Origin of the sequence: Bartonella rattimassiliensis 15908, from assembly GCF_000278215.1 — a bacterium.
GTDB lineage: Bacteria > Pseudomonadota > Alphaproteobacteria > Rhizobiales > Rhizobiaceae > Bartonella > Bartonella rattimassiliensis.
On the sequence record NZ_JH725068.1, the window covers coordinates 61,433 to 82,427 of the forward strand.

Below are 20,995 nucleotides of genomic sequence, written 5' to 3' on the forward strand. Positions count from 1 at the left end.
TTTGTAATATTTATACCATGCGGTCATTTTAGTTCACATGTACAATATCACAAATATAAAAAACAACATGGATTATTTTTTTTACAAAATCATGTTTTGCTCTTCTATTAAATAAATTAATTTAAACGTTGGGATTCAATAACATCCCAAAACAGATGGGCAACATCTGTACCAGCAAAACGTTTAATTTCACGAATTCCCGTAGGAGACGTCACATTAATTTCTGTTATATAACCTCCAATCACATCAATCCCTACAAAAAGAAGACCACGTTCCTTTAAAGCTGGACCAATACGTTCACAAATCTCATAATCACGTTTTGTTAACTCAATATTTTCCGCGCGACCTCCAACATGCATGTTAGAGCGTACATCTGTTTTTATCGGAATTCGGTTAATAGCTCCAACAGGTGTACCATCAAGCAAAATAATCCGTTTATCTCCTTTTCGCACTGCCTCTAAATAGCGCTGAACAATGAAAGGTTCGCGATAAATTTCCGCAAACATTTCCAGAAGCGATGCTAAATTGTGATCATCTTGTTTTAAATAAAAAACACCAGCCCCCCCATTCCCATAAAGTGGTTTAATAATAATATCGCCAAATGTCTCTCTAAAAGCTGTGATTTCTTCAATATCTTTAGTAATTAATGTTTCTGGCATCAAATCAGAAAATTCGGTAACAAAAATTTTTTCTGGACTATTGCGTACCCACACCGGATCATTCACAATAAGTGTTTTAGGATGAATACGTTCTAACAAATGAGTCGTGGTGATATAACTGAGATCAAAAGGGGGATCTTGTCGTAGAAGCACCACATCCATATCTGTTAATTCCGTGCGAAAAGGCCTTCCTAATTGATAGTGGTTCCCTTCTTCATCATGTACAGTCAAGGGCTCTAGTCGTGAAATCACACAACCATCGCATAAAGATAAACGATCTGGTGTATAATGGAAGAGAGAATGTCCACGTTCTTGTGCCGCTAAAGCAAGTGCGAATGTCGTATCCCCTTGAATCCGAACTGTTGAAATATGATCCATCTGAATGGCAATTTTCATAAATAAATCCTCCCTGTCTAAAAGCAGACTAGTCTATGCACCATAAACTTAGTAAACAATAAAAGAATTATGACAAGAGAAAACTCATGACACAAGAACCAGATACAAAATTAAGCAACGAAGAAATCAAACGCTATGCACGCCATATCATTTTGCCTGAAATTGGTGGTGCCGGGCAACAAAAACTAAAACACGCGCGTGTTCTTGTTGTGGGAGCCGGTGGTCTTGGTGCTCCCATCTTAACCTATTTGGCTGCCGCAGGTGTTGGAACCCTTGGAATTGTAGATAACGACACCGTTTCACTTTCCAATTTACAACGCCAAATTATTCATACGACAAATGCCATCAATCAAAGAAAAACAGACAGTGCTGAAACCACTATAAAAGCAATAAATCCCCACGCTATGATTGAAAAACACACCCTGCGCTTAGATAAAAGTAATGTAGATAAACTGCTGAATGCTTACCACATCATTATTGATGGAAGTGATAACTTTACAACACGCTATCTTCTTGCTGATCACGCTGCCCAATGCAAAAAACCTTTAATAAGTGGTGCTGTAGAACGTTTTAATGGCTCATTAACTGTGCTTATGCCGTATAAAAATAATAATCCTCACTATCGTGATTTATTTCCTACCCCTCCTGCTCCCGGTACTATCCCAACATGTGCTGAAACTGGAATCATCGGTGTTTTACCCGGCATTATTGGAACCCTACAAGCAATGGAAGCAATTAAAATGATCACAAATATCGGAGTTCCACTAGTAGGAAAAATTCTCCTTTATGATGGATTATTAGCACAATTTCGTGTCATTACCTACTCCAAAAAAATACCATAAATATTAAAAAATTTAGAGAATCATGATTTATTCTCCCTTCTGTTCCCTTATATTCTTCTCGTGTATTCTGAAACTGTAAACATCAATATTTCCGTAGTATTATTGGAACTCTACGCGTAATAAAAACCACTAATCTTATCGCAAATATCGTTTGTAGAAAAAATCCTCTTCTGTAATTGATTATCAGCGTAATTTTATGTTATCATTTATAAACAGTCAGAGATTCATGAAAACATGGCTGTTATCAATGTTCAAGGATCTTCTAGGTGGATCAAAATATAATCAGAAAGATGATATTCAACTATCTCTCCATTCATACATGATAACCTCTTCATGTGAGACAGTGTTTTAATAGCTCTAATCTGCCTTACAAAGGGATAACTTCGTGATATTTTTGTAAATGATGTAAAAATGCCTGCACACTTGCATCAATAAAAAGCGTTTATTCATCAAAAATTCAGAGCAATCCGTTTTTTCTGTTCCTAAAAAATACAGAGCTAATTAATGGAGCACAGAAAAAACACGATCAACTTCTCATAAAGTTTTAATCACACAACCATTGCATTCAAAAATAAAAAAAACTGTGATTCATAAATTGATAACCATTCAGCATAATTTCACTTACAAGAATATGTAAGGAAGTGAAACAAAAGGATCTTTAAAAACAATCTAAAGATCACACCATAAAGAACACATTTTCTTAAAAGTAAAATTGCTGACGAATATCATTAAAAGTAATCTGCACCTTGGACAACAACATCCCTATAAATGTAAACTCCAATGTTCTTTTTCTGAAATTGCCCTCTATGATCTCTGTTGTTTAATCAACATGAATTATAATATCTATACCCTAGAAAACATCATATAATTCTTTCGTTCACTGTAAAGATTCTTTTTAACCAGAAACTAAACACTGTTTTTTTTACGTTGCATCAAAATAGGTGCACCCTCATCTGTTTAAAGAAGTTCCCCTTAGATTTTTACCCACAACTGCTTTGTGATAGAAATGTTAGAAATTTTGGAACTCTTGATTTATTGAACTATTTTTAATAGCTTTTTCTTTTCTCATAGCAAGCATACACTGATTTATAACTTATCGTTTCACGTATTATTAAGTGAACACTCCAAATACTGTAATATTTTCTCATTTCACTCCCTTTCCTTATATCAAATCAATCAAAACTATTATCATCCCATAAGTGGGCATAGCATGGAGCAAAAATTCCTCCTATGAACTATCTTAAATAAGACTATTTTAACATTAGGAACTGAAATAATATGATGGAGCCTAGATCTTATACTATTCATGGAAACCGTGATAAAATGAGCTTGAATATATTGAGAAAAATCTTTTAAAACAAGCGTATGAATGTGCAACGTTAAGTGTGTTCTGTTTTACATGATAGGCTTTTCCCCTATCAAAACATCAAGAAGAGCTCTTTTGATAAAATCCTAAAACCAAAATTACAAAAAATCGGATTTCTTTCTAAAATAAACATCTATAATACACATTAGCTGGCGTGTTCGCTTTATTTATTATCCAGTGGTAAAGGAATGGGATGATCTGATAAACTACGCAGATAAAGTAAAAGATCAGCACGATCTTGGTCATTTTTAATTCCGCGGAAAGACATAATGGTTCCAGGAAATGCTTCACGTGGAGAATGCAGATAACGATCCAAAGTGATAAAGTCCCATTTTTGATCTGAATGCGCACGCAATGCCCGTGAATATGCAAAACCTTCTTCTGATGCCAAAGGGCGATCAACAATTTCCCAAAGAACTGGACCAATGCGCCTTAATTCATTGCGTTCAGAAGCATGACATAGGGCACATTGGCGGAAAAGTTTACGCCCATTTTCAATATTACCTTGTTGAAGACGGCTATTTAGTGATAAAGAGACATCAGATGTTTTTTGTTTTTCTTGAAGCGTATCATTCTTAGTAACTGTGTGATAATATTGAACTGATGTAGAATAATCGTAAACTATATCGCTGAGGGTGGAAATTCCTACAACAATGACCAACACACATAAACAAGCAAAAACAAAATAGATAACTTTCAAGTGATTCATAAAAACTCAAATATTCACGTTTTCATTACCAATTTTAGTTTAAACTTTTTCCGTATAACACACAACCTCATAAATACACTACAGATGGTATTTGGAATCTTGCAATGACTCTTAAACCAATTATTCTTATTCCTGCCCGTATAGGCTCAACCCGCCTTCCTAAAAAAGCTCTCGCTGAAATCGGTGGAAAACCGATGATTGTTCATGTTGCAGAGCAAGCCCAAAAAGCGTCAATAGGGCGTACAGTCGTTGCAACAGATCATAATGATATTGCTAAAACTGTTGCAGATTATGGTCATGAATATATCATAACACGAAATGATCATAAATCTGGATCTGACCGTATTTACGAAGCTTTAATGCACATTGATCCTGAACAACGCTACAATGCCATTTTAAATATACAAGGTGACCTCCCAACAATAATGCCTCGTGAAATTATTTGTACACTACGACCTTTAGAAAACAGCTGTACCGATATTGCAACATTGGGTGCCAAAATCATTGAAGAAAATGAAATAATAGACCCTAATGTTGTCAAAATCATTGGTACACCACTTTCTCCAAATCGTCTTCGTGCTCTTTATTTCACTCGTGCTACAGCCCCCTATGGAGATGGTCCTCTTTATCATCATATTGGAATATACGCCTATAAGCGCCAAGCACTTGAGAAATTTGTATCATTCAAGCCATCTACACTTGAGAAACGTGAAAGACTTGAACAATTACGTGCATTAGAACATAATATGCGTATCGATGTGGAAATAGTTGATACAATTCCTTTAAGTGTAGATACACAGTGTGATCTCGATAAAGTACGTAAGATTTTAGCATGAAAACACTAAAAAAAACCAAAAAAATCTCTTTCCAAGGAGAATACGGTGCTAATTCTCATATTGCTTGCTCTAATATGTTTCCTAATATGGATGCTATTCCCTCTGCTACTTTTGAAGATGCCCTTAATTTAGTGGAAAACGGGAAAGCTGATCTTGCTATGATCCCTATTGAAAATACTCTTGCTGGACGCGTTGCAGACATTCATCATCTTTTACCGCAGTCATCTCTTTATATTATTGATGAATATTTTTTACCTATCCATTTTCAATTAATGGTTTTGCCCGGCGTTACACATGACGAAATTAAAACCGTCCACAGCCATCCGCATGCCCTTGCTCAATGCCGAAAAATCATACGAAAAAACGGTTGGAAACCTGTTGTTTCTGCTGATACCGCTGGAGCAGCAAAATTTATTAAAAAAAATGCTCAACGTTCACAGGCAGCTTTAGCACCTTTAATTGCAGCAGAGCTTTATGAACTCGATATTCTTGAAAGAGATGTTGAAGATAACCCTCATAATATTACCCGTTTTGTCATTCTTTCACGCTCCAAGCGACATGTTCCCAAACCTACAAACGGCGAAAAAATTATCACTAGCCTTCTTTTTAGAGTGCGCAATGTCCCCGCTGCTCTCTATAAAGCTATGGGAGGATTTGCAACGAACGGTATCAATATGACAAAATTAGAAAGCTATCAAATTGGTGGAAATTTCAATGCAACACAATTTTTTGTTGATATTGAAGGACATCCTGAAGACCCTATGATGAAACTCGCCTTAGACGAATTGTCTTTCTTTTCTGCAGAAGTGCGCATTATCGGTACTTATCCGGCACAAAACGATCGAACATCGCATATATAAAAATAATTAAGCTACCATCATTTTTTGCTCATATCAAAAAATATCGCAAAAACCCCCATGATGCAATGTATCTTGGAAGAACTCATTTTTTCTACTAAACATCCTTCATAAACACTGAAGAAGAAAAAATAATTCATAACAGAATATATAAATTATCTCGATAATATCTTTTTACGAATTATTTCATTATAAACAGCAATTTAACTTGTACAAAAAACAATATACAAAAATGCTAGTAACAACCAGAAATAAAAACGCTTATATTATCTATTTGCCTTTATATACTAAAGGGGAAATTCTTAAGAAAGTTCATTTTCTATAACAATTTATTCCAATAAAAATAACAAAAGTTTCAATTAGCTTTAAAAACAATTTAAATTATCCGTTAGAGTATATGCATAATGGAGCATTTAAATATTCATTAGATTGAAATTATTCTGAACATAATTTAATGCTAAGAACGCAAATTAGCTTTACTTTTGATGTTAAGTTCTAACTTTCATATTTATAAAAGCTGATTCATGATTCACCCCATTCTCGGAAAAAGAGAGAGGATAATGAAGAAAATCTTCACGCAAGGATTATTAGTTGCAAATATTTTCGCTTACTCTAGCATTGCATTTGCCGGTTTTGGTGAGGAAAAATGGCATTTTGCGCCAGATGAAAGCGTTACAATTATTCCCTCCGATATAATTCGTCAAGGAGCTGAATATTCTTGCAAGGTCTTTAATCCAAAGAAAGTGTCCTTTACTTTATCGTATTCCACTCCTTCTGATTTAAACAAATTGAGAATTGTTGTTGATGATGAAAAAAAAATAATTCACGATAAAGAAAAAAAGATCTTTACAATGAAAAATATAAAATCTCTTCACATCAGCTTTCCTTCATCAGGAAATTACATTTTTAAAAATATTACGAAGAAAAAAGTTATTGGAACAAATTGTGATACAGGAGATTATGATTAACAATATTTCTAATCAACATTTAAGTTTCAGAAAAATTATCCTGTTTTTTATTTTTTTCAAAATCCAGCATCATGAACTACTAAAGATAATTGCTGAATAGGTGCTTTTATACTGATAAGGTAAATTTAAGCTGCTCAGAAAGCTAGATATTAAAGGGTTTTTGTAAAAACTAAAAAAATAAACTTAAATTGTTCTGTATTCTCTACCATCAGATCTTATTTTAAATAAGAATATAACTTTTATCTTCGCAATTCATCCATTTTAAGTACTATAAGTACATCATAAAAAAAATCCCTTATCAATTAAGAAAAGAAATAAAAATGGCTTTATAGAGGCATTTCTCACTGAATTTCCAATTATATTCATTCAAACTTCTTGTAAAATTCATATCATTTCTCTCTTCTTGTTAAAGAATTTAATTATTTAAAGCTATAAAATGTCGCTTATATAAAAATACCTTTTACAGTTATAAAATCATAAATCTGTGCCACTATTATTGTTCTATAGCTTTTAAGGTTGCATCTTCGCTTACATGAGTACAATCCTTAAAAGATATATAAACTCTTTTTACAAATAATGGAGACTCATATATTGATTCATCTTGTGATAAGCATCAATATTTTTAATGAAGAAAATCAATACTCAAGAAAAAAAGCGATAATATCTACTCAGTCTTCAAATTTATAGATGTTCAAAGATTTATAGATGTTAAAGGAAAAAATATTATGTATTTTGATATTCTCATTTACCATAGAAATGATGGGGTATCTTATAAAGAAATATATTAACTTATAACAATAAGTATTTTATTTTCTTATATTTAATTGTAACTATGAAGATAGTAATTTTTTTCCATCTTTATTATTTATATTGAATCGATTAAAATCGTTTCCTTTAAAGTTATAAGTGGAAGTGTGGAAGTGATGTTGGGTAAGCAATTACTTCTTACGAAGCCTCTCAAATATAAAGAATTGTAATATTGAAGTACTTTCAAGAGTATGAAGGTACTTTCTTATAATTTTATTAAACATAAAAATGGTGGTGCACAATGAATTTATAATTCAGCAGTAATATGTATACACTTGACAAGCGATGTTGTGAAATAGCATGAGGAGCATAGAAAAGTATTTCTTAAAACATATCAGTGGATAATATTTATTCTGTTTGAGATGTTCTGTTTTGTATGAGAGGAAAAACACCATTAAGTTAGTGTTTTATAATTATTCATAAATAATATTCTTTCTCTAATTTTTTATTTTAATTAATTACATGATCTATAGATTTTAGTTATTTTTTACCATTGCAAATTTTTAATGATTTAACTTCGTCGTTTTAAAACAGACGTGCCTTTCCAAAAACTCTTACAGGTTTGAGCTAATAAGCGTATCCTGGCAACCTATCATTCTTTTAAACAAAGCAAATATTTCAGACAAAATAAATATGAACAGCCACCGCTATGAAAACTGATAAATCCTCAATCCTTTTGTTGTTTCTATATCAATAAATTAAATGCAAAGAAAAATTCTTCATCGTTCTTATGATATTTTTCGTTTCTGAGCTTGATTTTTCATTTTAAATAGACAATATGAACGTGGGAGGTTGGTGGTGGACGAACTACTCGCCAACTGGGTCAGGTCTGGAAAGAAGCAGCCCCAACGAGTTCTAGTACGGGTCATCGTGCTAGCCTCCTATTTTGTTGAAGATTTTTTTATGCTGTCTTTTAGCGAAGTATTTTAATCTTCAAAGAAACATCGATATGCAATGAATAAAGGGATTTGGTTTTCTTTAAATAAATTGTCTCATAAATAATTTGATTAAGAAAAAATCCTTTTAAGAATACAATATTTGCCTATGCCTTTGTATTATCAATACGCATAAGAACTTCGAAATTGGAAACATTTATGGAAAATGTACCGGTAGAAATGGCCTATCGTGTTCTTGCTCGTAAATATCGACCTCAAAACTTCTCTGACCTTATTGGTCAAGAAGCTATGGTGCGTACTCTCACCAATGCCTTTGAAAAAGGTCGCATTGCACAAGCGTGGATGTTAACAGGGATTCGTGGCGTAGGTAAAACCACAACAGCACGTATTTTGGCACGTGCACTCAATTATAAAACAAAAGATATTAATCAACCAACAACCATATTAGACTCTCTTGGAGAACATTGCACACAAATTATCGAAGGACGTCATATCGATGTTATAGAAATGGATGCCGCTTCTCATACGGGAATTGATGATATTCGTGAAATTATTGAACAAATACGCTATCGCCCTGTTTCTGCACGCTACAAAGTTTATATTATCGATGAAGTACATATGCTCTCAACACAAGCCTTTAATGGTTTGTTGAAAACTCTTGAAGAGCCACCATCCCATGTAAAATTTATTTTTGCCACAACCGAAATTCGCAAAGTTCCTATTACAATCCTTTCGCGTTGCCAACGTTTTGATTTGCGACGTATTGAATCAAAAGCTTTGAGTACGCATTTGCGTCAAATTGCGAAATATGAAAAAGTGGACGTAGAAGATCAAGCACTCGCTATGATTGTTCGTGCTGCGGAAGGTTCAGCACGTGATGCATTATCCATTTTTGATCAAGCGATTGCCCATAGCAATGGCAATGTTAATGCTATTGCAGTACGTACAATGTTAGGGTTAGCTGATCAAGCGCGTATTATTGATCTCTTTGAATTTATCATGAAGGGTGATGTTGTAAATGCATTACATGAATTACGCAATCAATATGATGCAGGCGCTGATCCTCTTACTATACTAACAGAACTAGCCGATTTTAATCACCTGGTTACACGTTTACGTTTCACACCAGAAATAGTGGAAGACTTCTCACTGACTGAAGAACAACGTTTAAGAAGTTTAGACTTTTCAAAAAAGCTTTCCGTTCCTGTGTTATCCCGCAACTGGCAAATGTTACTCAAAGGTTTACAGGAAGTTAATCAAACTGCACGTCCACTTCAAGCAGCTGAAATGCTTTTAATTCGTCTTGCTCATACAGCTGACCTACCAACTCTTGATGAGGCTTTAAAAAAGCTTACGCAAGAAAAAACACCTCTCACCTTTGTTAAAAACTCTTCTCATCAGGAATCTACGAATGCAAATAGTATAATAAAAGAAGGAACGGTCGATTTCTATGCTTCCTCAAGCGTTTCAAGTATATTACCAGATCAATCAGATTTAAAAACATCCTTGAAAAACCAATTAGACTATGCCTTACAACCAGAAAATTTAGTTAAAAATCAAACTATTGATAAAACCAACATCCAAGAAGTAATAGAGACTCTTGAAACCTCTCAATCTACTGATCTTTCTAAAAAAACTATAGATTTATCGCATTCTGTCACGCAAACAACAGAAGAGTTTGCTGAGCCTAAAATTCTAGCGATTAATTCTTTGCACGATATTGTTAAACTAGCCGAACAGCATAATGACACTCCTTTCAAGCTTCTTGTTAAAGAATTTATTCATCCTGTTTCTTTTGAATCTGAGCATATTACCTTAAGACTTTCTGAAAATACTCCTCAATTTTTTGCTCATGATATAGAAAAAAAAATATCTCTATGGACTAAAAAACGCTGGACAATAACTTTTGTTAATGAAGGAGGTGGGCCAACCTTACAGGAAGAAAGTATAGCGATTAAAAAGACTCTTCTTTCCAATGCTGAGACAGATCCTGATATCGCTAAAATTCTCAACCATTTCCCAGAAGCAAAAATTGTCGATATTCGACTCAATAAAAAAGAAAATGATCTTGATTTACTCCCCAATACCTTTAAAAATGCCGATATCTTTACAAATAAAAATGATATCAATAATGAATGAGGATACCTATTCCTATGCGTGAAATGATGAGCATGATGAAAAAAGCCAAAGAAATGCAAGAGAAAATGCAGAAAGTTCAGGCAGAAATAGCTAATCTGCAAGCTATGGGCACTGCGGGGGGTGGTCTCGTCCATATCACTTTAAATGGCAAAAATATTATAACAGCAATTCAAATTGATCCTTCATTACTCAACCCTGAGGAAACTGAAATTCTTGAAGATCTTATTGTAGCGGCTTATAATGAAGCAAGAACAAAAATCGAAGCCCTTATAGAAGAAAAAACCAGAAGTATGACGGCAGGACTACCACTCCCTTCAAATTTCAAGCTTCCATTTTAATGAAACGGACTTCTTCCGTGGAACAAAAATATGTCTAAATACATTGCAGGGCCTGAGATTGAACGTCTCATTCAAATTTTAGCGCGTATACCAGGTCTCGGGCCGCGGTCAGCGCGTCGTGCTGCGCTTCATCTTATCAAAAAAAAGGAGACAGTGCTGGAGCCTTTAGGAGCAGCAATACAAGCAGCTATAGAAAAAGTTGGCATTTGTTCTGTTTGTGGAAATGTCGATACCGTTGATCCTTGTTCAATTTGTACAGATTCACGCCGTGATGATACAACAATCATTGTAGTTGAGGATATTGCTGATCTGTGGGCTCTCGAGCGTGCAAAAACTTTAGCCGCACGTTATCATGTATTGGGTGGACATCTCTCCCCTTTAGATGGAATAGGTCCTGACGAGCTTAACATTGCCCCCTTAATACAACGCGTTGTACAAAACCCAATTACAGAAATTATTCTTGCTGTCAATGCTACTGTCGAAGGGCAAACAACCGCTCACTACATCACTGATCAGCTTTCTAATTTTTCAGTTAAAATTACGCGACTTGCTCATGGTGTCCCTGTAGGGGGAGAGCTCGATTATCTTGATGATGGAACTCTAGCAGCAGCCTTACAAGCAAGAACCAATCTTTAAGAATTTTTTCGCTGTTATCTCTTTTTATTTGCTATAATTTCTTGATTATGCAGGAGATATTAAAGTGATAAAAAAGTCTCTCGCTTGTAAACGATTTCTTGGTATCCTAGCATGTTTACTCGTATCAATCTTTGCTTACGGTTTAGAAGTCATATAAAAACAGCTTTTTAGGCAAGTATGATTAGAAAATCTTTTCTTGGCAATTCTCTTAGGATCCATCATCCATAGTTGTTGTCCTTTGCCAATATATTTTCAAAAAGGTATAGTCTTTTATGCAAAAACAATTATTGAATTTGATATCGTTTTTCTAGGAGCAAGCATTAGTGTACACGCCGTTTTTTCAACCGGTTGGAGCTTGCTTGCTAATATCGTATTCGTTATATTCGTAACAATTCTGATTAGCTTTTTTCTCGGCCAAGTTCTTGGACTTTCTTTACATTTAGCAATGTTGGCTTCTTGTGGAAACGTTATTTGTGGCAACTCAGCTATCGTTGCTGTCGCACCTGTTATTAAAGCAAAACACGAAGAAGCCACTGCATCAATTGCTTTTCCTACTCTTTTAGAAGTTATTATTATTATGTTTCTCACTTTCATATATTTCTTATCTCGAGATAACTAATATCTACACATCCCCTTGATACAAGCAGGTATAGCATTCTTATTTCATCATCATGCCCTCCCGTAGTAACTGTTGCAAATTTATCATTTAAATTAAAACTAAGACCATGCTTTAAAGAGTTCTCCAAAATTTCACTTCATGTGATTTCTGGATAGAATAGTCAAGCAATATCAATAACCTGATGCTTTTAAGCCTATTCAAAAAAATGTTATGTACCAGAATCGCTAATTCAAACACTGAATACCCTACCCTTGTATAGCAAAATGGGTACCATCAGCACCAATAACGACAGATTTTGCGTCTTCTAGTAAAGCTTTAATCTCTTTTTCACTTTTAATAACGAGTAAATTCCCCTATCTTCTTGTGACATACGCATTTCACATTTTGTACTTCTTATTCATACGAGTCAGGGAGGTATGATGGCATTTGCGCACCGCATTTAGCAGTTTCAGTAACTGAACCGGTAAATGATGCGGTGGCGGCAGTTGATATACAAATAAATAATTCTTTGTAGCTCAAAGCACATCTCCATCAAAGTGATATATTTATCATAATGTTAATTTCGATAATAAATAGGCAAAAATTGTCTATAATTGTGTTTAAAATATGGCAATGAGAAATTCTTTTTTGCAAGGGGAGTAATTAAAGTGAATGATCTTAAAAATATGAATTGTGATGAATTACAAGAGATGCGTACACAAATCGATGTAGAATTGAAAAAACGACACGCAAAGGAAAAACAAAATGCGAGGCGAAAAATTCTCGAAATTGCTAATACTCATGGAATTGATATCGCTGATCTTGTGAACAAAGAGCGTCATTATAGAAATCCAAATAACCAATGGGAATTATGGAATGGGCGGGGACGTAGACCTAAATGGATTAAAGAATGGTTGGAGAATGGGTATACACTGGATGAATTAGAAGTAACATAATGCATGTGCGATAATTACAAAACAAGGGAATACCAAAAAATATAAATGCAAGAAGTAGACTCCTCTTGGTAATGTAATATACCAAGCTTAATGAATGGATCTGAAATATTGAGGGATCGAATATAACGATAGGGAGCATAAAAAATGCATTTAAATGAAAAAAGTATTGTTGTAATAAGTTGGCATCATCATTAAGATTGCCAGCTTAAAATGCTGTAATTGCTCTTAGCATTGAATGGGATCACGTCCCTTATGTGAAAGAGATATGTCTTAAAGCTCATTACATCCATTTCATGATGGAGCTCGTAAGGGATATAACGATAAAGCGCTTCCATGAAGAATATAAAATTTAATAAAGTATTCCCATTTTTATGCTTAATAAAAGAAAAAGCTTTCAGCATCTATACGGTATCAGCTCTTGGGTATTGCGACACTCTTAGGTGTTGCGAGAGCCTTGTGTGCGAGCGCCCTTAGCACTTGGAAGCATGAAGCATTTTTACAACTTTTTTCGTGTTTTCACTCCCACGTTAGTCCCACTTATGATATTCAGAGTATGATTTTGCTTACCTCAATATAATGAGAGGAGAGGACAATATTCGGGGTTTCTTATTCAACATGTGAACAATAAATTATTATTATTATTATAAATCAATACGTTGATAACAAAAATAAACAAGAATCAAATCAGCATCTCATCTTATTCTATAAAGAAATATTTTTGCTTATTGGAACTAGCAATTTTCTTACAAATGAAATATATGATAATAAAGAAAATTAAAAATACAGCAGATCTTTTGTTTATCGTTTTACTCAACTAAAATACTTTTATGCTTATCCTTGCTATAGATACTGCTTCAATTTACTGTGCTGTTGCGCTCGTTCGTTGTAAGTCTGTTATTGCGCATACCGGTGAGTGCATGAACAAAGGGCATGCTGAAAGACTTATTGGGCAGATTACACAAATAATGACACAAGCCAATATGACGCTTGATCAAGTTGAGCGTATTGCTGTCAATGTTGGACCTGGATCGTTTACTGGTATACGTGTCGGTGTTGCAACTGCACGCGCTTTAGCACTAGCACTTGAGATACCAGCTGTTGGAGTGACTGCACTTGAAGCGTTAGCAGCACAAGTAACAACCAGCAAAAATACTGCATCAGCAATTACTGTTGTCATTGAGGCAGGGAGAGAGATGTTCTACCATCAAAATTTCCATGAAGATCTCACACCTTTGGGAGCGCCAGGATTAAAAAAAATTGAAAATATTCTTGAAGATTTACCCCCCAAAGCCCAACTGACTGGCCCCGCAGCTGATATCGTCGTGCAGCATATTAAAAACCACAAAATAAATGAAAAAATTGTTCTAGAAAAAATTCCTTGTGAAACAGCCGATATTGTAAACTATGCTTATCTTGCTGCAAACAAAAAACCACAAAATTCACCTCGTCCACTCTATCTACGCAGTGCTGATGCAAAGCAACAAATCAATTTTACTTTACCACGAAAACAATAATGTTCAAATTTTCATCTATTAAAGAAAACTTTGGGATTGCTCCGTTACAAATTAATGATAGTGCTCCTCTTCATCAAATTCATCAACATTGTTTTACCATTGCTTGGGGAAAACAAGCTTTTGATAATTTCTTAACAGATCACTCTATCTTCGGGTACAAGGTTTTTCTCACTGATAGCTCTAATCAGATTTTAGGCTTTTGCCTATGCCGACTCATTCTTGATGAAGCAGAAATCATCACAATTGCTGTCCATCCTCATTATCGTCAACAAGGGATTGGTACCTTTCTTATAGATCATACAGTTCGCCATCTTCACAACAAGCGCGCTATAAAATTACTCTTAGAAGTAGAGACTACAAACCTTTCTGCTTTGAACCTTTATAAACGCTTCGAATTTCAAAAAATTTCTGAACGTCTTGCCTACTATCCATCAAAAAATGGTCGCGGTGATGCAATTGTCATGCAAAAAACTTTTAAGCCAATAGATTGAGATTTGTGCAAAAAACATTTAGACATGTGCTATGAGTAAAATAAACCCTAAAAATATACCTCCTGTTGCTCCTAAAAAGGTTTTTATCAAAACCTACGGATGTCAGATGAATGTTTATGATAGCCAACGGATGACTGATAGTCTCAGTTCACAAGGCTATGTGACAACACAAACTCCTGATGATGCCGATCTTATTCTTGTTAATACCTGTCATATTCGTGAAAAAGCAGCAGAAAAACTTTATTCTGATCTCGGTCGTTTGCGCATTATGCGTCAAGAGCGCACACCTGATACCCCCCTGATGGTGGGTGTAACGGGTTGTGTTGCACAAGCTGAGGGAAGTGAAATTTTGCGCCGTGCTCCAACAGTGGATCTTGTTATCGGTCCGCAAATGTATCATCGTTTGCCTGAATTTTTAGAAAAAGCTAAACAAGGAAAAAAAATTATCGAAACAGACTATGCTGTTGAAGATAAATTTGCTCATTTACCGCCTCATAATAAACGTGCCGTACAAAAACGGGGGGTGAGCGCATTTTTAACAGTACAAGAAGGTTGCGATAAATTTTGCACCTTTTGTGTTGTTCCCTATACGCGAGGTGCTGAAATATCACGATCTGTAGAACAAATTACCGAAGAAGCCAGACAACTCATTGAAGCTGGTGTTAAAGAAATTACGCTCCTTGGACAAAATGTTAATGGTTGGCACGGACAAAGTACTGATGGCAAAACTTGGCGTCTTGGTGATCTTCTGTATCATCTTGCAAAACTCGATGGTTTAAAGCGTTTACGTTACACAACTAGCCACCCACGTGATATGGATGATAGCCTTATTGCCGCACATCGAGATCTTGATATGTTAATGCCTTATCTCCACCTGCCTGTTCAATCAGGTTCAGATCGCATCTTAAAAGCTATGAATCGCCAACACAAAAGTTCGCATTATCTTCACCTTATCGAAAAAATTCGGGATGCACGACCAGATATTGCTTTTTCAGGCGATTTTATTGTAGGATTTCCAGGAGAAACAGATGAGGACTTTAAAGAGACCATTAAACTTATTCAACAAGTACAGTACAGTTCAGCTTATTCTTTTAAATATTCCCCCCGTCCTGGAACAGTGGGAGCCACAATGAGAAACCATGTTGATGAATCTATAAAAGATGCTCGGCTTCAACATTTGCAAGTCCTCCTCCTTGAGCAACAAAATGCATTTTTGCGTTCTAAAATTGGTCAAAAAATTAACGTTCTCATCGAAAAACCTGGACGTCACTCAGGACAAATGGTAGGACGCTCCCCTTGGCTTTTACCTGTGGTCGTAGATACAGAAGCCTCTACGGGAACCATGATAGAAACTCATATTAAAAATGCAAGCTCAAACAGTTTTGTCGGTGAAGTAATAAATAGGTCAATATGCCTCTAATGCCTTGTTCATAATAAATATTTTTGAAAACTCTTTTATTTTTAAAGAAAATGATTACATCTAAAGCGTGCGTTTTTGTGAAAGAAAATTTATCTTTTAGAGAGTTCACTCAAAAAGATGTATAATATTTATGTAGATATGGAGAATAGGCTGAAAGCTTCAAATAAAAAAATAAGTAATGCCATTGAAAAGGCTGATGCTTCAAAACAAGCAAACGCTTCAGATACAAGGCAAGTTGTTTTGATTTTTGAAAATAATAAATATGCAAAAGTGGTTTTTGGTAAATTTGACGAAAATCTTACTTATATCGAAAAAAAACTTGGACTTCGTATTCATCCGCGTGGTAATGAAGTCTTAATCTATGGAAATATTTCTGTTATAAAACGTGCGCAGTATGTATTGCAGCAGCTTTATGAACGTGCAAAAACGCATCAAGAGCTCACTTTATCAGATATAAAAGGAGCGATTGCTATGACAAGTATACCCAAAAAACAAAAAGAAGGCATAATAACACACAAATCTGCAACGAAAAGTATACCAGTACGGTTGAGTACTCATAAAAAAATAATCTATGCACGGACTCCAACACAAGATGCTTACATACGCGCTATGGAGCACACTGAACTTGTATTTGGTGTAGGACCAGCAGGAACAGGCAAAACGTATCTTGCTGTTGCTCATGCTGCAATGCTGCTAGAACGTGGTATCATTGAGCGAATTGTTCTCTCACGTCCTGCTGTTGAAGCTGGAGAACATCTTGGTTTTCTTCCCGGTGATCTCAAAGAAAAAGTTGACCCATATTTGCGACCACTTTATGATGCCCTTTATGATATGATGCCCGCTGAAAAAATAGAACGCACTTTAGCTTCTGGTGTCATAGAGATTGCGCCTCTTGCCTTTATGCGCGGGCGAACACTTGCCCATGCTGCTATTATTCTTGATGAAGCACAGAATACCACGCCTATGCAAATGAAGATGTTCCTCACACGTATTGGAGAAGGAACTCGTATGATTGTTACCGGTGATGTAAGCCAAATTGATTTGCCTACAGGGCAAAAATCAGGTCTTATTGAAGCAATTCGCATTCTTTCAAATGTAGAAAATATTGCAATTGTGCATTTTGATGAAAAAGATGTTGTACGCCACCCACTTGTTACTGCTATCGTTCGCGCTTATGATCATGATTCTGAAATGCAAAATTAAAAAAAATCACCCGCATGCTATACATTAAAAAATAAATTTGATTCATCATGATTATTATTGATATAATGATTAAAAGCGTGGGGTGGAATGATGAGGAAATGCTTTATAATATCACTGAAAAAGCATTAACGACAGTAATGCATCATGTTTCATTGGAAAATGTTGTAAGCGAGATTAGCTTGCTTTTTACGGATGATGAACATATGGCACAAATCAATGCACAATGGCGCAATCAAAATAAATCCACCAATGTATTATCCTTTCCTGCTTTTCCACTTAAAGTTGGAGATTCCCCTGGCCCCATACTGGGTGATATTATTATTGCGCGAGAAACTGTTGTTCTCGAAGCAGAGAAAGAAGGAAAAACATTTCAAGACCATTTAACGCATATGATTGTTCATGGTATCTTGCATCTACTTGGTTATGACCATGAAACCGATGATGAAGCACATCAAATGGAAACACTCGAAAAAGAAATTCTTCAAAAGCTTTCCATAAAAGATCCTTACGCTGAATTGTCTATAAATGAAAAAAATTAGCTTTTAAAACTAATATTACGAGCATATCATTTAAAGCCTCTTATTCATCTATTATAAAAAGAAAGTTTAGAAGATTTCAAAACCATGGCAAACAAAATAAATGCGCAAAATAATAATCAAACATCTTCTAATAATGAAAAAAATCCTTCTCAACAGACGAATCATACAGAAAAATATTCCCTGATGAATCATTTGTTTTCATTCTTACGTGGTCGTAATTGTGCATCTACATCACTGCGCGATGATCTTACCGTTGCACTCACGACTGAAAATGAAAAAGATACCACCCTCTTTTCACCTGAAGAACGTACTATGTTGCATAATATTTTACGCTTACGTGAAGCACGCGTAGATGATGTTATGATACCCCGTTCTGAAATCGAAGCATTAGAAATAAACACCTCGCTTGGAGAAGCGCTTAAATGTTTTGCAAAAATTGGCCATTCTCGCGTACCCGTTTATGCTGAAACTTTAGATGATCCGCGTGGCATGATTCATATCCGTGATATACTTAATTATATGACTCGCTTTATTATCAACCCAACAGAAACCGAACAGAAATCCGATTTGCTTCAATTAAATCATACAGATTTGCATACTCCAATCGGTGAATTGGATCTGATCCGAACCGTTCTCTTTGTTCCTAGCTCTATGCTTGCAAGCAAATTGTTAACACGGATGCAAACCACACGAACACAAATGGCTTTAGTTATTGATGAATATGGGGGAACAGATGGTCTCGTCTCAATGGAGGATATTGTTGAATTAGTCGTTGGTGATATTGAAGATGAACATGATAATGTCGACAACGCGATCGTACGTGAACCCAACAATAAATGGCTCGTTGATGCTAGAACTGAACTAGAAGATGTGGAGAAAGCTCTGGGACCTGATTTTATCGTAGGGGAATATGGTGATGATGTTGATACTATTGGTGGTTTGATTGTCTCCATTCTTGATCGCATTCCTGCAAAAGGTGAAATTGTCGAAGCTGTCCCGGGCTACAGATTTCGTATTTTAGAAGCTGATAAACGCCGGATTAAGAGGTTGCGCATTTTTCGCATTCCAGAAAAAGAGAATTTTGAGAACAATGCTACCTCTAAAGAATAGTCAAGTGTTTTTAAACAGTTTCATTGCTTTTTTGTTTTCTGTTACCAGATGGAAGCGGCAAGCACTAATTTTTCTATGTGGTGCTTTTACTTCCTTTGCACTTCCACCCTTTTATTTAACGCCTCTTTGCTTTTTAACTTTTCCCATCTTTATTGTTTTACTGGATTCAATACAAAACATCAAAAACAATAAAAAAAAATTTTTTACCTTCGCTTTAAGCTGTGGAATCTTTGGTTTTAGTTATTTTATTTGCGGCCTTTGGTGGCTATGCAATGCTTTCTTGACAGATCTAGATTCTTTTGGTTGGGCAATACCATTAGCTATTTTAGTTCCTCCACTCTACCTTTCTCTTTATTGGTTTTGTTCTGGTTTTATTGTCGGTTTGTTATGGACAAAAGGAATAGCGCGCTTTTTTGCTTTAGCCTTTGCATTAGGATTAGCCGAGTGGTTACGTGCGTTCTTATTCACAGGATTTCCATGGAATTCTCTTGGCTATACAGCTATGCCAACCCCTATGTTCATGCAATCTGATGCAATCGTGGGACTTTACGGAATGAATATTCTTGCTGTTTTAGTCTACAGTTTACCCACTGTTTTATTAACGGATGAAAAAAAGAAGTTAGCACTTTTTCTTTGCTTATCCCTTATATTAATTCACAGTGGTTTTGGATTTTACCGTCTCCATACTATAGAAAATACAGCTGAAGATCAAAAAAAAACTTATTGGGTGCGTATTATTCAACCTTCTATCCAACAAAATGTAAAATTACGCAATAATACACGAGAAGCCATGTTGGAAGCGCATATGAATCTGAGTGCAATACCAACAACCGATAAAAATCCAGAACCTGATTTTATCGTATGGCCTGAAGCATCCGTTCCTTACCTTCTCTACGATAAATCATCTATTTCCATGCACATTGCTTCTCTTTTAAAACCTAAACAATGGGCTATGATAGGAGCGGTGCGCGTTAGTAATGATCCACCTTACTCTCAAATACAATATTTTAATACAATTGCAGTTATTAACGCTCAAGGTAATATTTTAAACACTTCCGATAAACTTCATTTAGTCCCTTTTGGTGAGTATCTTCCCTATCAGAATTTATTAAAAAAAATTGGATTGCGTATCCTCGCTGATAATATTGGTGGATATAGCGCTGCACATGTACGCAAAACTGTCACAATGCCAAACGGATTTTCTTATCTACCCTTGATTTGTTATGAAGCAATATTTCCCCATGAAATGACTTTTAAAGGTGCCCCGCCTCAAGCAATCATTAATGTTACAAATGACGCATGGTTCGGTGTAACACCAGGCCCTTATCAACACCTTCAACAAGCACAGCTTCGTGCCGTTGAACTAGGAATCCCCCTCATACGAGCAGCCAATAATGGAATATCAGCTGTTATTGATTCTTATGGACGAATCGTTGTAGCCCTTGCACAAAATACTGTGGGTATTATTGATTCACAAATTCCATCACCTATTACCCCTATAGGAAGCAATGAATACAGAACTTTCTCTACTTTTATCTTATTCATCCTTATGCTATTGTGTCGTATTGGTTTTGGTTTTACAAAACAGCTTAAATGATTCAAGTGCCCTTTGTATGGTATTATGTTGCGTGTACCAGTAATATTGGGAAAAAATATTACATATTATTTTAATTATATGATAAACCAGCTTCGCATAAATCTGATGTTGGTTTAAA

The 20,995-nt window shown here is 35.3% G+C and carries 17 protein-coding genes, 1 other RNA gene and 1 pseudogene; 17 read left to right on the top strand and 2 right to left on the bottom strand.

Annotated elements, in window-relative coordinates; all coding sequences use genetic code 11:
* Window positions 1-116: 116 nt before the first annotated feature.
* Window positions 117-1,055, bottom strand: a complete 939-nt coding sequence (gene gshB, locus MCY_RS06800; RefSeq protein ID WP_007347632.1) for a glutathione synthase — start codon at window positions 1,053-1,055, stop codon at window positions 117-119.
* 86 nt (window positions 1,056-1,141) lie between these two features.
* On the opposite strand from gshB, the gene MCY_RS06805 reads away from it, so the two are divergent.
* A complete protein-coding gene (locus MCY_RS06805) occupies window positions 1,142-1,897 on the top strand; it encodes a molybdopterin-synthase adenylyltransferase MoeB (protein ID WP_007347633.1) in 756 nt (251 codons plus the stop codon).
* A 1,529-nt stretch (window positions 1,898-3,426) separates the two neighbouring features.
* Here MCY_RS06805 and MCY_RS06810 read toward each other — a convergent pair.
* Complete coding sequence (locus tag MCY_RS06810) at window positions 3,427-3,972, bottom strand: c-type cytochrome (RefSeq protein ID WP_007347634.1); 546 nt, start codon at window positions 3,970-3,972, stop codon at window positions 3,427-3,429.
* A gap of 104 nt (window positions 3,973-4,076) precedes the next feature.
* On the opposite strand from MCY_RS06810, the gene MCY_RS06815 reads away from it, so the two are divergent.
* From MCY_RS06815 to lnt, 16 genes and pseudogenes are all read left to right on the top strand, one after another.
* On the top strand, window positions 4,077-4,808 hold the full coding sequence (locus MCY_RS06815; RefSeq protein ID WP_007347635.1) for a 3-deoxy-manno-octulosonate cytidylyltransferase: 732 nt from the start codon (window positions 4,077-4,079) through the stop codon (window positions 4,806-4,808).
* Window positions 4,805-5,668, top strand: coding sequence for a prephenate dehydratase (locus tag MCY_RS06820; RefSeq protein ID WP_007347636.1), 864 nt, complete (start codon window positions 4,805-4,807; stop codon window positions 5,666-5,668). Before MCY_RS06815 ends, MCY_RS06820 begins: the two co-directional genes overlap by 4 nt.
* Window positions 5,669-6,225: 557 nt before the next feature.
* Window positions 6,226-6,633: a hypothetical protein gene (locus tag MCY_RS06825; RefSeq protein ID WP_007347637.1), complete on the top strand. Its 408-nt coding sequence runs from the start codon at window positions 6,226-6,228 to the stop codon at window positions 6,631-6,633.
* Between the two features lie 1,594 nt (window positions 6,634-8,227).
* An RNA gene (gene ffs, locus MCY_RS09190) (signal recognition particle sRNA small type) lies at window positions 8,228-8,325 on the top strand.
* A gap of 209 nt (window positions 8,326-8,534) precedes the next feature.
* Window positions 8,535-10,475 carry a DNA polymerase III subunit gamma/tau gene (locus MCY_RS06830; RefSeq protein ID WP_007347638.1) on the top strand — a complete coding sequence of 647 codons (1,941 nt, stop codon included), beginning with the start codon at window positions 8,535-8,537 and terminating at the stop codon, window positions 10,473-10,475.
* A gap of 14 nt (window positions 10,476-10,489) precedes the next feature.
* The gene (locus MCY_RS06835) at window positions 10,490-10,813 is read left to right on the top strand and encodes a YbaB/EbfC family nucleoid-associated protein (protein ID WP_007347639.1); all 324 of its coding nucleotides are present in this window, start codon (window positions 10,490-10,492) and stop codon (window positions 10,811-10,813) included.
* A 30-nt stretch (window positions 10,814-10,843) separates the two neighbouring features.
* The gene (gene recR, locus MCY_RS06840; RefSeq protein ID WP_007347640.1) at window positions 10,844-11,449 is read left to right on the top strand and encodes a recombination mediator RecR; all 606 of its coding nucleotides are present in this window, start codon (window positions 10,844-10,846) and stop codon (window positions 11,447-11,449) included.
* 64 nt (window positions 11,450-11,513) lie between these two features.
* Window positions 11,514-12,047: pseudogene (locus MCY_RS06845) on the top strand (putative sulfate exporter family transporter); the annotation flags it as partial.
* A gap of 668 nt (window positions 12,048-12,715) precedes the next feature.
* The gene (locus tag MCY_RS06850) at window positions 12,716-13,003 is read left to right on the top strand and encodes an H-NS histone family protein (protein ID WP_007346479.1); all 288 of its coding nucleotides are present in this window, start codon (window positions 12,716-12,718) and stop codon (window positions 13,001-13,003) included.
* Between the two features lie 827 nt (window positions 13,004-13,830).
* On the top strand, window positions 13,831-14,517 hold the full coding sequence (gene tsaB, locus MCY_RS06855) for a tRNA (adenosine(37)-N6)-threonylcarbamoyltransferase complex dimerization subunit type 1 TsaB (protein WP_007347642.1): 687 nt from the start codon (window positions 13,831-13,833) through the stop codon (window positions 14,515-14,517).
* Window positions 14,517-15,008, top strand: coding sequence for a ribosomal protein S18-alanine N-acetyltransferase (rimI, locus tag MCY_RS06860; protein ID WP_007347643.1), 492 nt, complete (start codon window positions 14,517-14,519; stop codon window positions 15,006-15,008). The genes tsaB and rimI overlap by 1 nt, the downstream gene beginning before the upstream one ends.
* 31 nt (window positions 15,009-15,039) lie before the next feature.
* Entirely contained in the window at window positions 15,040-16,428 is a 1,389-nt protein-coding gene (gene miaB / locus MCY_RS06865; RefSeq protein ID WP_007347644.1) for a tRNA (N6-isopentenyl adenosine(37)-C2)-methylthiotransferase MiaB, read from the top strand.
* Between the two features lie 117 nt (window positions 16,429-16,545).
* The gene (locus tag MCY_RS06870) at window positions 16,546-17,631 is read left to right on the top strand and encodes a PhoH family protein (RefSeq protein WP_007347645.1); all 1,086 of its coding nucleotides are present in this window, start codon (window positions 16,546-16,548) and stop codon (window positions 17,629-17,631) included.
* Between the two features lie 47 nt (window positions 17,632-17,678).
* Entirely contained in the window at window positions 17,679-18,170 is a 492-nt protein-coding gene (gene ybeY, locus MCY_RS06875; protein ID WP_007347646.1) for an rRNA maturation RNase YbeY, read from the top strand.
* A gap of 84 nt (window positions 18,171-18,254) precedes the next feature.
* Window positions 18,255-19,280, top strand: coding sequence for a hemolysin family protein (locus MCY_RS06880; protein ID WP_007347647.1), 1,026 nt, complete (start codon window positions 18,255-18,257; stop codon window positions 19,278-19,280).
* Entirely contained in the window at window positions 19,261-20,877 is a 1,617-nt protein-coding gene (gene lnt / locus MCY_RS06885) for an apolipoprotein N-acyltransferase (RefSeq protein WP_007347648.1), read from the top strand. The genes MCY_RS06880 and lnt overlap by 20 nt, the downstream gene beginning before the upstream one ends.
* The last annotated feature ends 118 nt before the right edge of the window (window positions 20,878-20,995 follow it).

Bases quoted from the DNA above. Each gene is read 5' to 3' on its own strand.
- gshB (WP_007347632.1), bottom strand. From the start codon at position 1,055: ATGAAAATTGCCATTCAGATGGATCATATTTCAACAGTTCGGATTCAA.
- MCY_RS06805 (WP_007347633.1), top strand. From the start codon at position 1,142: ATGACACAAGAACCAGATACAAAATTAAGCAACGAAGAAATCAAACGC.
- MCY_RS06810 (WP_007347634.1), bottom strand. From the start codon at position 3,972: ATGAATCACTTGAAAGTTATCTATTTTGTTTTTGCTTGTTTATGTGTG.
- MCY_RS06815 (WP_007347635.1), top strand. From the start codon at position 4,077: ATGACTCTTAAACCAATTATTCTTATTCCTGCCCGTATAGGCTCAACC.
- MCY_RS06820 (WP_007347636.1), top strand. From the start codon at position 4,805: ATGAAAACACTAAAAAAAACCAAAAAAATCTCTTTCCAAGGAGAATAC.
- MCY_RS06825 (WP_007347637.1), top strand. From the start codon at position 6,226: ATGAAGAAAATCTTCACGCAAGGATTATTAGTTGCAAATATTTTCGCT.
- MCY_RS06830 (WP_007347638.1), top strand. From the start codon at position 8,535: ATGGAAAATGTACCGGTAGAAATGGCCTATCGTGTTCTTGCTCGTAAA.
- MCY_RS06835 (WP_007347639.1), top strand. From the start codon at position 10,490: ATGCGTGAAATGATGAGCATGATGAAAAAAGCCAAAGAAATGCAAGAG.
- recR (WP_007347640.1), top strand. From the start codon at position 10,844: ATGTCTAAATACATTGCAGGGCCTGAGATTGAACGTCTCATTCAAATT.
- tsaB (WP_007347642.1), top strand. From the start codon at position 13,831: ATGCTTATCCTTGCTATAGATACTGCTTCAATTTACTGTGCTGTTGCG.
- rimI (WP_007347643.1), top strand. From the start codon at position 14,517: ATGTTCAAATTTTCATCTATTAAAGAAAACTTTGGGATTGCTCCGTTA.
- miaB (WP_007347644.1), top strand. From the start codon at position 15,040: ATGAGTAAAATAAACCCTAAAAATATACCTCCTGTTGCTCCTAAAAAG.
- MCY_RS06870 (WP_007347645.1), top strand. From the start codon at position 16,546: ATGTATAATATTTATGTAGATATGGAGAATAGGCTGAAAGCTTCAAAT.
- ybeY (WP_007347646.1), top strand. From the start codon at position 17,679: ATGATTATTATTGATATAATGATTAAAAGCGTGGGGTGGAATGATGAG.
- MCY_RS06880 (WP_007347647.1), top strand. From the start codon at position 18,255: ATGGCAAACAAAATAAATGCGCAAAATAATAATCAAACATCTTCTAAT.
- lnt (WP_007347648.1), top strand. From the start codon at position 19,261: ATGCTACCTCTAAAGAATAGTCAAGTGTTTTTAAACAGTTTCATTGCT.